General features: G+C 66.8%; 12 protein-coding genes and 1 pseudogene. 9 read left to right on the top strand and 4 right to left on the bottom strand.

The genetic code is table 11. The annotated features are described in order from the left end of the window. Positions 1 to 99 precede the first annotated feature (99 nt). Both BST13_RS24305 and BST13_RS24300 read left to right on the top strand, forming a co-directional pair. Positions 100 to 1,041: a hypothetical protein gene (locus BST13_RS24305; protein ID WP_083166563.1), complete on the top strand. Its 942-nt coding sequence runs from the start codon at positions 100 to 102 to the stop codon at positions 1,039 to 1,041. A gap of 199 nt (positions 1,042 to 1,240) precedes the next feature. After that, a complete protein-coding gene (locus BST13_RS24300; protein ID WP_083166562.1) occupies positions 1,241 to 2,125 on the top strand; it encodes a type IV toxin-antitoxin system AbiEi family antitoxin domain-containing protein in 885 nt (294 codons plus the stop codon). An 84-nt stretch (positions 2,126 to 2,209) separates the two neighbouring features. Here BST13_RS24300 and BST13_RS24295 read toward each other — a convergent pair whose 3' ends face one another. Then, positions 2,210 to 2,677: a gamma-glutamylcyclotransferase family protein gene (locus tag BST13_RS24295; RefSeq protein WP_029371029.1), complete on the bottom strand. Its 468-nt coding sequence runs from the start codon at positions 2,675 to 2,677 to the stop codon at positions 2,210 to 2,212. A 41-nt stretch (positions 2,678 to 2,718) separates the two neighbouring features. Between BST13_RS24295 and BST13_RS24290 the strand changes: the two genes are divergently transcribed. The 3 genes from BST13_RS24290 (at position 2,719) to BST13_RS24280 (ending at position 6,802) form a co-directional block, all read left to right on the top strand. Beyond that, the gene (locus tag BST13_RS24290; RefSeq protein ID WP_083166561.1) at positions 2,719 to 4,134 is read left to right on the top strand and encodes an NAD(P)H-quinone dehydrogenase; all 1,416 of its coding nucleotides are present in this window, start codon (positions 2,719 to 2,721) and stop codon (positions 4,132 to 4,134) included. 74 nt (positions 4,135 to 4,208) lie between these two features. Further along, positions 4,209 to 5,954, top strand: coding sequence for a glycerol-3-phosphate dehydrogenase/oxidase (locus BST13_RS24285; RefSeq protein ID WP_083166560.1), 1,746 nt, complete (start codon positions 4,209 to 4,211; stop codon positions 5,952 to 5,954). After that, positions 5,951 to 6,802 (top strand): pseudouridine synthase, encoded by an 852-nt coding sequence (locus BST13_RS24280; protein WP_083166559.1) that lies wholly within the window; start codon positions 5,951 to 5,953, stop codon positions 6,800 to 6,802. The genes BST13_RS24285 and BST13_RS24280 overlap by 4 nt, the downstream gene beginning before the upstream one ends. Positions 6,803 to 6,808: 6 nt before the next feature. Here BST13_RS24280 and BST13_RS24275 read toward each other — a convergent pair whose 3' ends face one another. Beyond that, on the bottom strand, positions 6,809 to 8,695 hold the full coding sequence (locus BST13_RS24275) for a glycoside hydrolase family 2 protein (RefSeq protein ID WP_083166558.1): 1,887 nt from the start codon (positions 8,693 to 8,695) through the stop codon (positions 6,809 to 6,811). A gap of 364 nt (positions 8,696 to 9,059) precedes the next feature. Between BST13_RS24275 and BST13_RS24270 the strand changes: the two genes are divergently transcribed. Together BST13_RS24270 and BST13_RS24265 are read left to right on the top strand one after the other, a co-directional pair. Continuing rightward, positions 9,060 to 9,830, top strand: a complete 771-nt coding sequence (locus BST13_RS24270; RefSeq protein WP_083166557.1) for an SDR family NAD(P)-dependent oxidoreductase — start codon at positions 9,060 to 9,062, stop codon at positions 9,828 to 9,830. Then, positions 9,827 to 10,429 carry a hypothetical protein gene (locus BST13_RS24265; protein ID WP_083166556.1) on the top strand — a complete coding sequence of 201 codons (603 nt, stop codon included), beginning with the start codon at positions 9,827 to 9,829 and terminating at the stop codon, positions 10,427 to 10,429. Before BST13_RS24270 ends, BST13_RS24265 begins: the two co-directional genes overlap by 4 nt. Before the next feature lie 16 nt (positions 10,430 to 10,445). On the opposite strand, the gene BST13_RS24260 is transcribed toward BST13_RS24265, so the two are convergent. Beyond that, complete coding sequence (locus BST13_RS24260) at positions 10,446 to 11,135, bottom strand: TetR family transcriptional regulator (RefSeq protein ID WP_083166639.1); 690 nt, start codon at positions 11,133 to 11,135, stop codon at positions 10,446 to 10,448. A gap of 72 nt (positions 11,136 to 11,207) precedes the next feature. On the opposite strand from BST13_RS24260, the gene BST13_RS24255 reads away from it, so the two are divergent. Next, on the top strand, positions 11,208 to 12,281 hold the full coding sequence (locus BST13_RS24255; RefSeq protein ID WP_083166555.1) for a ferredoxin reductase: 1,074 nt from the start codon (positions 11,208 to 11,210) through the stop codon (positions 12,279 to 12,281). A 33-nt stretch (positions 12,282 to 12,314) separates the two neighbouring features. Further along, a complete protein-coding gene (locus tag BST13_RS24250; RefSeq protein ID WP_083166554.1) occupies positions 12,315 to 13,583 on the top strand; it encodes a fatty acid desaturase family protein in 1,269 nt (422 codons plus the stop codon). 204 nt (positions 13,584 to 13,787) lie between these two features. Here the strand turns inward: BST13_RS24250 and BST13_RS24245 are convergent. Continuing rightward, positions 13,788 to 14,391: pseudogene (locus BST13_RS24245) on the bottom strand (hypothetical protein); the annotation flags it as partial.

Here is a 14,391-nt window from a genome sequence, read left to right as displayed (position 1 = left end):
CCTTGCACCGCGAGCGTGCGTGTCTGTTGCCCGACACGCCCTATAGCGTCAGCATTTTTGCCGCGTTCGCGGTGCCGTGAGCGCTCTTAAGCTGCTGATGTGACCGATACCCCCGACGATGAACTGGCCGCGGCGACCGCGGCGCTGCGTGAAGCCGCCTCGCTGCAGCAGCGGTTGTCGACAGCACGCAGCAAGGCCGAAGGCTCTGCAGCTGCCGCCGCGGCGGCCCAGGAACACATCGCGGAGGAGGCCAAGGACGTCCACAAGTTGGAAACCCTGTCCCTGACGGGCATCCTGTCGCGGCTCAGGGGTTCCCACGCCGACGACCTGGCCCGGGAAACGGCCGAACAGGAAGCCGCGCAATACGAATATCGGATCCTCGAGGCCCGCGCGGCCGCCGATCAACGCAATGTCGCTGATCTGCAGCGCCGGCTCGACGGGATGGGCGACGTGGCGGCGCGACATGCCAAGGCACTGACGGCCAAGGAACAGTGGCTGCAACAGACCGGCGCTCCGGCTGCGGCCCGGTTGGCCGAAATAGCCCAGCGGCGAGGACATTTGACGGCCGAGCTCACAGAGATCGCCGAGGCCCGGGAGGCAGGAAAACGAGCCATGGCCGATCTGCGCACGGCGGCCGAGCGGATCGGCAGTGCACGGTCGTGGTCTGCCTACGACACATGGTTCGACGGCGGCATGATCGCGAGCATGGTCAAGAACAACAGGCTCGACGACGTGGTGAACTGTCTGCGTTCAGCCGACCGGGAGCTGCGGACTTTCACCACCGAACTGGCCGACGTTCACATGCAAGGCGTCCAAACCCTCGAAATAAGCTCGTTCACAAGGACAATGGACGTCTGGTTCGACAACTTCTTCACCGATCTCATGGTGCGTGACCAGATCATCGAGGCTCAGCAGAAGGTCGATCAGGCGATCGAAGGGGTCGAGGCGGTGCTGACCCGGCTGGACACGCGCAAGCAAGAGCGCGAGGACGAGCTGGCCCGGTTGCGAGCCGAGCGGACAGAGCTGCTGACCTCGAGTTGACCCGGCCGCGTTGCCCCGGCCGCGTTGACCCGGCCGTGCGACCTGGCCGCGCGAGCGTGCGTGTCTGTTGCCCGACACGCCGTCCGGCGTCGGCAGTTTGCGCACACTCGCGCTCGGCGAGTTATCCACAACCCGTCGTTCATCCACAATCTGTCCTGACGGTCTCCCGAAGACGCTGCGCTGCAACGACCATCGCTGCATGGACCCACAACTCACCGAGCTTTTCGCGACCCAACGCGGCGTTGCCACAAGCGGACAGATTCTCGGCGTGATGACCCGTCATGCGTTCGACAAAGCCGTCGATACCGGTGTGCTGGAACGGATGTGGCAGGGCATCTACTGCCTGGGCGAGCCGACCGACGATCTCAGGCTGCGCGGGCTGGATCTGTCCTGCGGCCGAAAAGTCGCCGTCTGTCTCGGCACTGCGGCGGCGATGCACGGATTCGACACCGAAGACCCTCCGGACCTGCATGTCCTCAATCCGCCGGGCGGTCAGATGCGGTCGGCGGACGGGTTGGTCGTGCACCGACGCGACAACGCGCCACTTTCGTTCGTCGACGGCAGATACGCCACCGCCCCGGCATGGACGGCCATCGAGGTGGCGCGGGCTTTGCGGCGCCCGCGAGCGCTGGCAACTCTTGATGCCGCGCTGCGCAGCGGCACATGTAACCGCACCGAACTGTGGCGCGCCGCCAACGCACAGGCGGGGCGCCGGGGGATCGTTCACGTCAGGAATCTGATCGCCGTGGCCGACGGGCGTGCCGAGTCACCGATGGAGAGCGAGGCGCGCCTGGTGATGCTCGACGGTGGCCTACCCACCCCCGAGCTGCAGTACGAGGTCATCGACGGCAATGGCCAGCTTCGAAGGCTCGATTTCGCGTGGCCCGACCAGCGCGTCGCGGTCGAGTACGACAGCATGGATTGGCACGGCAATCCCGACGACCTGCATGAGGACCGAAGGCGAACCGCGGCGTTGATGGCCATCGACTGGATCGTCATCTCGATCGTGTTCGAGGACGTACGTCAGCAAGGGGAGATGATTGCGCGGATCAATGGGCAACTGTGTCGCGCTCGCGCGGCGTGAGGGTGCGCAGAGTGCTGACGACGTGCGGCGTGTCGGGCAGCAGACGCGCACGCTCGCGGTGCCTGCCAACCCAACGCCCCAAGCCTACGGCCCGATATTGCGCGCAGGCCGGGTGCGCAGGTCGTGCACGTACTCCGGCGGTGCCCCGGCGATCTCGGCGGCGTCGGCCATCACCCCGAGGTAGCGGGCGGACGGCAGCCCGCCTTCCCACGCGTCGACCACGTACAGCCAGGCGAGCACGGGGTCGGTGGTGGTGTCGGAGGACAGCCGGTCGACCCGGCACCGGATCTTCTTGTGGAAGCCAAGCTCGGAGCCCTCCCAGCGGTCCAGTGAGTGCTCGTCGGCCGGGGTCATGTCGTAGAGCACCACGAACACCTTCGAGAGCGGATCTTCGACGACGGTCGCCAGCGCTCCCTCCCAGCCGATGTCCTCCCCGCCGAAGGTCAGCCGCCAGCCGTGCAACCAGCCAGTTCCCGCCATCGGGGAGTGTGGAGCCCGCTCGAGCATCTGCTCTGGATGCATGTTCGACCCGTAGGCGGCGTAAAGCGGCACGGTAAGACAGCTTAATGCGCGAAGTTCGTTAGGTTAGTGCGGTGGCAACGCGCATCGTGATCATCGGCGGCGGCCCCGCCGGCTATGAGGCGGCTCTGGTCGCCGCTGCCCGCGGCCCCAAGGTCGCTCATGTCACCGTCGTCGACTGCGACGGCATCGGTGGCGCCTGCGTGCTGTGGGACTGTGTGCCGTCGAAGACGTTCATCGCTTCGACCGGCGTGCGGACCGAGCTGCGTCGGGCACCCAACCTGGGCTATTCGCTGGATCTGGACGACGCCAAGATCTCGTTGACCCAGATCAACGAGCGGGTCAAGAGGCTGGCCTCGGCCCAGTCCGTCGATATTGCCGAGCGGCTGCGCAGTGAGGGCATCGACCTGATCGAGGGCCGCGGTGAGTTGATCGACGACCGCCCGGGCATGGCCCAGCACCGGGTCAAGGTCACAGGGGCTGACGGGCGCGTGAGCCAGTTGACCGCCGACGTGGTGCTGATCGCCACGGGGGCGAGCCCGCGGGTGCTGCCCAATGCCGCGCCGGACGGTGAACGCATCCTGAACTGGCGGCAGCTCTACGACCTGGACAGTCTGCCTGAGCACCTCATCGTGGTCGGGTCCGGTGTGACAGGCGCTGAGTTCGTCAACGCCTACACCGAGCTCGGCGTCACGGTGACCGTGGTGGCCAGCCGCGATCAGATCCTGCCGCACGAGGACTCCGATGCCGCGGCTGTGCTGGAAGACGTGTTCTCCGAGCGCGGCGTCACGTTGATCAAGAACGCGCGGGCCGATTCGGTCACCCGCACCGATACGGGCGTACGGGTGGCCATGGCCGACGGGCGTGCTGTCGAGGGCAGTCACGCGCTGATGACCGTCGGCTCGGTGCCCAACACCGGCGGCCTGGGGCTCGACCGGGTCGGCATCGAACTCGGCCCGGGCAACTACCTCACTGTCGACCGGGTGTCGCGCACCTCGGTGCCCGGTATTTACGCGGCGGGGGACTGCACCGGCCTGCTGCCGCTGGCTTCGGTGGCGGCCATGCAGGGCCGTATCGCTATGTACCACGCGCTGGGCGAGGCTGTCGCGCCGATCCGGCTGCGGACGGTGGCCGCCGCGGTGTTCACCCGACCCGAGATCGCCGCGGTGGGGGTTCCGCAGGCCAAGATCGACGACGGTTCGGTGCCGGCCCGTACCCTGACCCTGCCGTTGAACACCAACGCCCGGGCCAAGATGTCGAGCCTGCAGCACGGCTTCGTCAAGATCTTCTGCCGCCCTGCGACCGGTGTGGTGATCGGCGGCGTGGTGGTCGCGCCCATCGCGTCGGAACTGATCCTGCCGATCGCGCTGGCCGTGCAGAACGGCATTCCGGTCGCGGAACTGGCCCAGACCTTCTCGGTGTATCCGTCACTGTCCGGCTCGATCACCGAGGCGGCCCGGCAGCTGATGCAGCACGACGATCTCGATTAGCCGGGAGGCGACGCGCGTCACCCTGGTGCCGCGGAACCGCGCAGATCGTTTCGACCCCACGTAGCCTGGGGACCGTGACTGACCCGATCTCTGCACCGGGCGACGGGCAAACCCTCCTCGGACCTGAACAACGCGCGCAAGCCTGGCAGCAACTCAGCGACGAGCAGTTCGACGTCGTCGTCATCGGCGGCGGCGTGGTCGGCGCAGGTGCGGCCCTGGACGCGGCCACCCGTGGGCTGAAAGTTGCTCTGGTCGAGGCCAGGGATTTCGCATCGGGCACGTCCAGCCGCAGCTCGAAGATGTTCCACGGCGGCCTGCGCTACCTGGAGCAGCTCGAGTTCGGGCTGGTGCGCGAAGCCCTCCACGAGCGCGAGTTGAGCCTGACCACCCTGGCTCCGCATCTGGTCAAACCGCTGCCGTTCCTGTTCCCGCTGACCAACCGGTGGTGGGAGCGGCCATACGTGGCAGCCGGGATCTTCTTGTACGACCAGCTCGGTGGCGCGAAATCCGTTCCCGCACAAAAACACCTGACCAAAGCAGGGGCGCTGCGGCTGGCGCCCGGCCTCAAACGCAGCTCACTGATCGGCGGCATCCGCTACTACGACACCGTCGTCGACGACGCCCGGCACACCATGACCGTGGCCCGGACCGCGGCGCATTACGGCGCGGTGGTGCGGACCTCGACCCAGGTGGTCGCCCTGCTCCGCGAAGGCGACCGGGTCACCGGTGTGGTGGTGCGTGATTCGGAGAACGGAGCCGTCACCGAGGTCCGCGGCCACGTGGTGGTCAACGCGACCGGCGTGTGGACCGATGAGATCCAGGCCCTGTCCAAGCAGCGTGGCCGGTTTCGGGTGCGCGCGTCGAAGGGCGTGCACATCGTGGTGCCGCGTGACCGCATCGTCAGCGAGGTGGCGATCATCCTGCGCACCGAGAAGTCGGTGCTGTTCGTGATCCCGTGGGGCACGCACTGGATCATCGGGACCACCGACACCGACTGGAACCTCGACCTGGCCCATCCGGCGGCCACCAAGGCCGACATCGACTACCTGCTCGGCCACGTCAACACCGTGCTGGCCACGCCGCTGACCCACGACGACATCGACGGTGTGTACGCCGGACTGCGCCCGCTGCTGGCCGGTGAGAGCGAGGAGACCTCCAAGCTGTCGCGTGAGCATGCCGTCGCGGTGCCCGCACCCGGGCTGGTGGCGATCGCCGGCGGCAAGTACACCACCTACCGGGTGATGGGGGAGGACGCCATCGATGCGGCGGCCGAGTTCGTCCCGACCCGGGTGGCGACGTCGATCACCGAGAAGGTCCCGTTGATGGGCGCCGACGGCTATTTCGCGCTCATCAACCAGACCGAGCACGTCGGTGCACACTACGGCCTGCACCCCTACCGGGTGCGACATCTGCTCGACCGGTACGGCTCGCTGATCGGCGAGGTGCTCAAGATGGCCGAGGGACGGCCCCATCTGCTCGAGCCGATCTCCGCGGCACCCGTATATCTGAAGGTGGAAGCCTGGTACGCCGCGGCCGCCGAGGGGGCTCTGCACCTGGAGGACATCCTGGCCCGCCGCATGCGGATCTCGATCGAATACCCGCACCGTGGCGTGGACTGCGCGCGCGAGGTCGCCGAAGTCGTTGCGCCCGTACTTGGTTGGAGCACCGAGGACGTCGACCGCGAAGTCGCCACGTATCTGGCGCGGGTGGAAGCCGAGGTGTTGTCGCAGACTCAGCCCGACGACGAGTCCGCCGATGCGCTGCGCCAGGCCGCACCCGAGGCGCGCGCCGAGATTCTCGAGCCCGTGCCGCTCAATTGAGGAAGCCTGCCCCGCTGCCGGTACGCGACGGGCTGGGCCCGGCCCGGTTGCGGTTGTGGGGCGGCAATGTGTTCGACGAGCTGCAGTCGCGGTTCGGGATCGGCGCGAAAGTGCTTGCCGGAGAAGTGGTGTGCGCGGACGGTGCCATCGTCGATGCGACGACGACGTTGCCGGCCGGCGCGCATGTGTATTTCTACCGCGACCTTCCCGACGAGATACCCGTGCCGTTCGACATCCCGGTCCTGCACCGCGACGACGACATCGTCGTGGTCGACAAACCGCACTTCCTGGCCACCATGCCCCGGGGTGGACACGTCGCGCAGACCGCGCTCGTGCGGCTGCGCCGCGAATTGAACCTGCCCGAGCTGAGCCCCGCACACCGGCTCGACCGACTCACTGCCGGAGTGCTGCTGCTCACCACCCGCCGTGAGTTGCGCGGCCGGTATCAGACGCTGTTCGCCCGGGGCGCGGTACGCAAGACCTACGTCGCCCGGGCGCTCGGCACACCCAACACCGCGCTGCCCACTGTGCTGCGCAGTCGGATCATCAAGGAGCGCGGGCGTTTACAGGCTTTCGAGGAACCCGGCGAACCCAACGCCGAGACCCTCGTCGAGGCATTCGGTGACGGCCTGTACCGACTGACCCCGCACACCGGGCGCACCCACCAGCTGCGCGTGCACATGACCTCCCTGGGTGTGCCGATCCTCGGTGATCCGTTGTACCCCAACGTGCTCGACGTCGCGCCCGACGACTTCAGCGCGCCGCTGCAGCTGCTGGCGCAGCGTCTGGAATTCGAGGATCCGGTGACCGGCCGGACGCGCGAGTTCATCAGCGGCCGCGCTCTGTGAGGTAGGTCAGCTGCGGCCGGGCGCCGGCCCGGTGCCACCCGCAGCGATCACCGCACGATTCTGCGCGGCGACCGCGGCAACGTCGACCTTCACCAGCCTGCGGTCATAGCTGAGGTAGCCGTTCACCTCGTTCTCGACATCTGTTGTCTGCGTGTAGATCGCGCCCGAAAGGCCACCGACACGGACCTGCCGTTCCAGATCACGGCCGATGTCGAGATACCGCTTGGTCAATTGTGCTTGGTCGGCGGTCAACTCGTAGGCCTCCGGCGCGCCCGGCCACCGGTTGTCGGGCAGCACCAGGCCGATCCCGCCGTACTCGCCGATCATGGCCGCCCGCCCGTCATGCACGGCGGTGCCGCCCGGCCCGACGTAGGTGTGGTCGTCGTAGATGTCACCGGCGCCGCTGTCGGGGCGTGACTTACAGCAGTTGACCCCGCTCTCGGCGTCCACCAGCCGCGTCGGGTCTTGGGCCTTGACCTGATTGGCGATCCGCGCGGTGTCGTATTCGCCCCAGCCCTCGTTGAACGGTACCCAGCCGACGATCGAGGTGACGTTGTGCAGCTGGTCGACGATCTGCGACAGCTCCTTCTCGAACTGTCCTTTCGCGTCGGGCGGCGGGTCGGGGTCAGGGCCCCACGGGCCACCGATCGGCACTCCGAGAGATGGCATGTCCTGCAGCACCATCAAGCCCAGTTTGTCGGCCCAGTAGTACCACCGGGCCGGCTCCACCTTTGCGTGTTTGCGAACGGTGTTGAGCCCCAGCTTCTTTATCTGCTCGAGGTCTGATTTCAGGGCGTCGTCGGTGGGTGCGGTATAGATGCCGTCGGGCCAGTATCCCTGATCCAGAACGCCTTGCAGGAAGACGATCTGGTTGTTCAATGCGATCCGCGGGCGGCCCTGCGCGTCCCTGACGATGCCGACGGTGCGCAGCCCGCCGTAGCTGGAAACCTCGTCGACCATCTTCCCGGACCGGTTGATCAGCCAGACCTTGATGCCGTACAGGTAGGGATCGTCGGGTGTCCAGAGATGTGGGGCGGGTACCGGGACCCGAATTGTGTCGCCGGGCTTGCCCGATGCGCGGGCTACCTCGCGGCCGTCGCGCGTGGCGACGGACACCACGATGTGCCCTGGATCCGGACCGGTGATCGCGGGTGTGACGGCGAAACTGGTCAGGTCCGGCGTGACGTCCAGCTTGCTGACGTGCGTGGCACGCACCGGCTCCATCCACACGGTCTGCCAGATACCTGATGCGCCGGTGTAGGTGAGCCCGTGCGGCTGATTCCGTTGCTTGCCGACGGCGTACGGGCTGTTCTCGTTGTGGTCCTCGACCCGCACGGCCAGGCTCTGCGGGCCGGGCCATTGCAGGGCATCGGTGATGTCCACGGTGAAACTGGAGTAGCCGCCCTCGTGGTAGCCGACCTGATGGTTGTTGACCCAGACGGTGGCAACCTGGTCGACCGCGCCGAAGTGCAACAACACCCGCTGGCCCCACCAGGTGCGCGGAATCTTCAGCGTTTTGTGGTACCACATCTGGTCGTCGTGACGCTGGATGCCGGACAGCGCGGACTCCGTGGGGTAGGGCACCAGGATGCGCTCGTGATAGTCGTTGGGTCCCGGGGGATTTGGCGCCGACCAACCGGTGTAGTCCCAGCCGCCGTTGAGGTTCCGCCAGTGTGTGCGGGCCATCTGGGGGCGCGGGTATTCAGGCAGCGCGTGCGCGAGATCGACCAGCTGCGTCCACGGGGTGGACAGCGGCGGTTGCCGGTGCTGCCAGCTGTCCACAGCGTGCGCGGGCACCGGGAAGGCGACGGCGGCACACAGCACGAGTGCCGCCACGAATAGCCGCAGCGCCCATGTCCCGCGCAGATGCCACGCCCGTGCGCCGGCCCCCATGATCGTTCCCCCAGATCGACGTTCAGTGTCCCCATCAGCAACGCTGCTGTTGTCGTGCCGGCCAGATCCTCGCCGCACATACCGAACGAATCGAGCGACCCATGGTGAGACCGGGACAACACCCGCGGGCTCGACCGCCGATAGGTGAATCGACGGCACAGCACCGTTCGTTACAACCTCTACCGTACCGAATTTCACACCAGAGGTCGCGAGCGCCGATTGCCACCAATCATCAAGGCAGGTAAGCAGTTTCCCCACAGATTCCCGTGGTCGGCGGCGTGAGGGTGTGTACCTGCTCCGCGACCGCCCGAGCAGCATCAGCAGATGCATCCGAAGCGGAACTGGCACGTGTTCTACTGACGGGGTGGACCGTCAGAAATTTGATCAGCTGTTCGACATGACCGACCGCAGCGTCATCGTGACCGGCGGCACCCGCGGCATCGGATTGGCGTTGGCCGAGGGGTTCGTGCTGGCGGGCGCCAAGGTCGCGGTGGCCAGTCGGAAAGCCGACGCATGCGAGGCCGCCGCAGCTCACCTGCGCGAGTTGGGCGGCGACGCCATCGGCGTGCCCACGCACAGTGGCAACATCGACGATCTCGGAGCCCTGGTGGACCGGACCGTGTCCGAGTTCGGCGGGGTCGACGTGGTGGTCAACAACGCTGCCAATGCCTTGGCGCAACCACTCGGGTCGATGACGCCCGAGGCGTGGGCCAAGTCCTACGAGGTCAACCTGCGCGGTCCGGTATTCCTGGTCCAGCACGCGCTGCCTTACCTGAAGGAAAGCTCCCATGCCGCGGTGCTCAACATGGTCTCGGTCGGGGCGTTCAACTTCGCACCCGCACTGTCCATCTATGCATCCGGCAAGGCGGCGCTGATGTCGGTGACCCGGTCGATGGCCGCGGAGTTCACTCCGTTCAACATTCGGGTCAATGCCATCGCGCCCGGGCCGGTCGACACCGACATGATGCGCAACAACCCGCAGGAGGCGATCGACCACATGGTCGGCGGGACGCTGATGAACCGGCTGGCCACGCCCGACGAGATGGTCGGGGCCGCCCTGCTGCTGTGCTCTGACGCGGGTAGCTACATGACCGGCCAGGTGATCATCGTGGACGGCGGCGGAACGCCGCGATGACGGAAGACTTCACCACACCGGTCCAACTGAGCGGTGTGGACAGCACCCGGGTGCGCAGCGGCCGGGCCCAGCAGGCGTTGACACTGGGGCCCGACGGCATCACCTTGGTGCGCGACGGCACCACGGTCACCGTCGCGTGGCGCGACATCACCGGTATCGACCTGGTCCAGGTGATGACGGGGCGTCTGTCGGCCCTCACCAAGGCTTGGGCCATCACCGGGCCAGCCGACCCGATCTACCCGTACGAGTTCGACGAACAATGGACGACTGGACCGATCGGACGCTGGCTGACGCACTACCGGCCCGATCTGGACCTGCCTGCCGACGGTGCGACGCTGCCGCTCGGGATCCCGCAGCGGATGTATCCATATGTGTTTGGGCCGGCGGCGCTGATCGGCATCGTCGTTCTGATGGTCGGGGGCATGTCGCTCTTGTCGGCAGCGCTGTGGACCGCGGCCTGTGTCGGCGGCATCCTGCTGCTGGTCAGTTCGCCCCGCAAAACCAAGGTCTTCGGTAACGTCGCGGCGACGATCGGGTTCGGCTGCATGCTGCTGGCCGGTATCGCGTGGCTGATCGGCAAGTTCGGACTTCCGTTTTGATGCTCACCCGCGTGCCCTAACGCTCGCTGTGCCAGCCCTGCACGCCGACTGCGATCATGCGCAGTTGCTTGATCGCGGTGCGATGAATCGCATCGACGGATTGTGCGTCTCCTGCATCCTCGAGGGCCTCGGCGATCGAGATCATCGCATTGACGAACAGGTTCGCCAGGATGTTGAGATCCTCGCTGCTCCACTCGGTCAGACCGGGGAAGCGGGCCAGGTCGATCGCTAGTTCCGAGGTGATCAGCCGGATCTCGGTGCGGATGGCGTAGCGCAGCACCGAGACGCCACTGTTGCGTTCGCGGGAGATGAACCGCCAGTGTTCGCGGCGCTCGTTGACGCTGCTGATGAGGATGTCGGCCGAGGATTCGATGACGCGCCGCGGGTCGAGCTTGCCTGCGCGGGCGCCGCGCAGCATGTCGCGCAAGGACCGGAACGATTCGTCGATGAGCACCAGACCCAGGGCATCCATCGAATCGAAATGGCGGTAGAACGCGGCAGGCACGATGCCGGCCTGACGGGTCACCTCACGCAGGCTCAGTGAGCTGAAGCTCTGTTCCTCCAGCAGCGTGAGCGCCGCGGCGATGATCGCGCGGCGGGTGGCTTCTTTGCGTTCCTCACGAGACAGCGGGTCGCGCGAGCGCGACGGCTCTGAGCTGCGCGGTCGTGATCTCGGTGTTCGTGAATTGGGCGTACGGGTGTTCACTGATGTGAAGCGTACCACAACCAGCAATTTCACCGTTGACAGCCCCCTTGTTACCGGCGGTACTGTGTACACATGTTCACTCAAACTTTGACAGCGGGAGTTCGCCGGCGGGTATCCAGCTCGTCGCTGGTGAACCTGCTGACCGGACCCCATGGGGTCGACCGATACACCGAGCTGGTGGAGCCGACCTGGACGCGCGGCGATGCTCGCGCCAAGGTGATCGCGGTGCGGCGCCAGACGCCGCGCAGCGTCACGCTGACCCTGGAACCGAACGACGCGTTCACCGGATTCCGGGCCGGCCAGCACATCAATCTGTCCGTCGAGATCAACGGGCGGCGCCGCACGCGGTGCTATTCGCCGGCCAGCGCCGAAGGCGCGGGCTCCATCGAACTGACCATCGGCCGCCATGACGGTGGCCTGGTGTCGAACTACCTGTGCGACCACGCCTACCCGGGCATGGTGCTGGGGCTGGACTCAGTCGGTGGTGACTTCGTGATGCCCGCCGTACGGCCCCGTCGCATCCTGTTCGTCTCCGGCGGCAGCGGCATCACCCCGGTGCTGTCGATGCTGAGGACCCTGCGCGCCGAGGGCTTCACCGGTGAGGTGGCCTTCATCCACTACGCACGCACTGCCGATGAGGCCTGCTACCGGTCGGAGCTCGCGGCGATGCGCGATGTGCGGGTGCTGCACGGGTACACCCGAGATGACGTTGGCGGCGACGTGAGCGGTTACTTCGACGCGGGACATCTCGCCGCGGCTTTCCCCGGGGTTGCGCCGGACGCGGTCTACGTCTGCGGACCCGCGGCGCTCGTCGACGCCGTGCGCGAGCTCTGCCCCGACGCGCAATCGGAGAGCTTTGTGCCTCCGACGTTCACGGTGCCTGCCGAAGCGACCGGAGGTGCGGTCACCTTCACCAACAGCAACATCACCGTGACCGACGATGGCCAGCCGCTGCTCGCGCAGGCCGAGGCTGCCGGGCTGACACCGGAAAGCGGCTGCCGCATGGGCATCTGCCACAGCTGCACGCGGTTCAAAACCCGTGGTGCCGTGCGCAACCTGATCACCGGCGCAGTGTCGAGCGCCGACTGCGAAGACATCCAGATCTGCGTCACCGCCCCTGTCGGCGACGTCGACATCGACCTCTGACCCCAGATCTCTCCAACCCGAAAGGACCATCACATGTCCGAGACCAATCCCCGTCGCTCCGATCGCCCCGAAAAGAAGATCTACACCCTGACCCCCGAACAAGCCGACGCGTTCGGTGCTGAACTCGACGCCATCCGCGAGCGCGTGATCGCCGACCTCGGTGAGCGCGACGCCACCTACATCCGCGACATCATCAAGATGCAGCGCAAGCTCGAGGTCGGTGGCCGCGCGCTGCTGTTCGCCTCGATCTTCCCGCCGTTCTGGCTGGCCGGTACCGCCATGCTGGGGATCGCGAAGATCCTCGACAACATGGAGATCGGCCACAACGTCATGCACGGCCAGTACGACTGGATGGGCGATCCGGCGATCTCCAGCAAGGCTTTTGAGTGGGATACCGCGTGCCCGGCCGACCAGTGGCGGCATTCGCACAACTACATGCACCACACCTACACCAACATCGTCGACATGGACCGCGACATCGGCTACGGCATCCTGCGCATGAGCGAGGACCAGAAGTGGTCGCCGTACTACCTCGGCAACCCGGTCTACGCCTTCCTGCTGATGGTGTTCTTCCAGTACGGTGTCGCGCTGCACGAACTGGAGACCGAGCGCATCCGGTCCGGCGAGATCAGCATCAAGGACAAAAAGGATGTGCTGCGCGGCATCTGGGCCAAGACCAAGCGCCAGACGCTCAAGGACTACGTGGCCTTCCCGCTGCTGGCCGGTCCGTTCGCGCCGTTCGTATTCGCGGGCAACATGACCGCCAACCTGATGCGCAACGTGTGGTCCTACATGATCATCTTCTGCGGGCACTTCCCCGAGGGCACCCAGGAGTTCTCCATCGAGGAGACCGAGAACGAATCCCGCGGCATGTGGTACTTCCGGCAGTTGCTCGGCTCGGCGAACCTGACCGGCGGCCGGTGGTTCCACATCCTCAGCGGCAACCTGTCATTCCAGATCGAGCATCACCTGTTCCCCGACATCCCGGCCCACCGGCACGCGGAGATCGCCGTCGAGGTCCGCGAGATCTGCGAACGGTACGGCTTGCCCTACAACACCGGTCCGCTGCACAAGCAGTTCGCCAGCGTGGTGCGCAAGATCGTCCGGTTGGCATTCCCGTGGGGCGGCGGCGGCAAGGATTCCGAACCTGCCGACAAGCCCGTCGAGGTGATCGACTCGGTGGCCGAATCGGTGGTCGACGTGACCGAGCCTGCGGGCAACACCGAGCCCGTGAGCAACACCGAGCCCGCGAGCAACGACGATTCGGCAACGGCAGAGCGCGAACTGGTGCTCGTGCCCTGACGTCACAACCACGTAGCTGTCATGAAAGGCGGGGCCGGAAGCCGGCTCCGCCTTTCCTGTTCGCACCGGCTGTACAGCGGCTTCATCGGAATCGAGGCGCCGATCGTCGTGAGCCGACCCGGCCCAGGAGTCACCGTCACCGGGTGCTCCCGGTGAGCTGTTGATGTTCACGGCGGGCGCCTTGCGCTCCGCCTGCCGCGGCCTCTAGGGGTCGTCGGGCCCGTCGCGGTTGCCGGGTCGTTGTGTGGTGTGGGGGTGACTGTCTGGTCGTGGGGCGGCGTGCAGCGCTTGTCCGGCGGGGTCGTTGCCGCCGTCTGCGGGTGCTTGCCGGTTCGAGTGGTGTGGTTCCTGCGGCTCTGACGCGGCCTCCACAGGCTCCGAGTGGAGTTCGGCAGGCTGCGCTCCGGGCTCGGCGGGCTGCGGGCCGGGCTCGGCAGGCGCCTCCTCGTCCGTCACGGCGTCGTCGGTGTCGTCGCCGCCGATGGTCTGGATTGGCTCGGCATCCGGTTGGGCGGGATGTTCCGGTGCCTCATCGGCATTGGAGTCAGTGTCGGTATCGCCGGTGGTTTCCGCGTTCGTGGGGCGCAGTTCTTCGGGTCCTGCGGTGACCACTTCAGGCCACGGGTCGGGCTCGGCGGGTGCTTCGTCGGCCTGCTGCGCGTCGCCGGCGTGTGCCCCGTCGGCAGGTTGACTGTCGGCGTCGGCGCCGGTGTCCTCGTCGCACGGATTGTTGGGTGCCTCGGTGTTGGGGTGGAAGAGGTCTTCGGGGCGCCAGTAGTGGTTGAGGCGGTCTTGGCCGGTGTCGAGT

It is taken from the genome of Mycobacterium aquaticum, from assembly GCF_002086485.1.
GTDB lineage: Bacteria > Actinomycetota > Actinomycetes > Mycobacteriales > Mycobacteriaceae > Mycobacterium > Mycobacterium aquaticum.
The sequence above is the reverse complement of the archived record's forward strand: the minus strand, read 5'-3'. Positions and strand labels throughout refer to the sequence as shown.

Coding starts and splice junctions, on each gene's coding strand:
- BST13_RS24300 (WP_083166562.1), top strand. CDS start 1,241: ATGGACCCACAACTCACCGAGCTTTTCGCGACCCAACGCGGCGTTGCC.
- BST13_RS24275 (WP_083166558.1), bottom strand. CDS start 8,695: ATGGGGGCCGGCGCACGGGCGTGGCATCTGCGCGGGACATGGGCGCTG.
- BST13_RS24265 (WP_083166556.1), top strand. CDS start 9,827: ATGACGGAAGACTTCACCACACCGGTCCAACTGAGCGGTGTGGACAGC.
- BST13_RS24255 (WP_083166555.1), top strand. CDS start 11,208: ATGTTCACTCAAACTTTGACAGCGGGAGTTCGCCGGCGGGTATCCAGC.
- BST13_RS24250 (WP_083166554.1), top strand. CDS start 12,315: ATGTCCGAGACCAATCCCCGTCGCTCCGATCGCCCCGAAAAGAAGATC.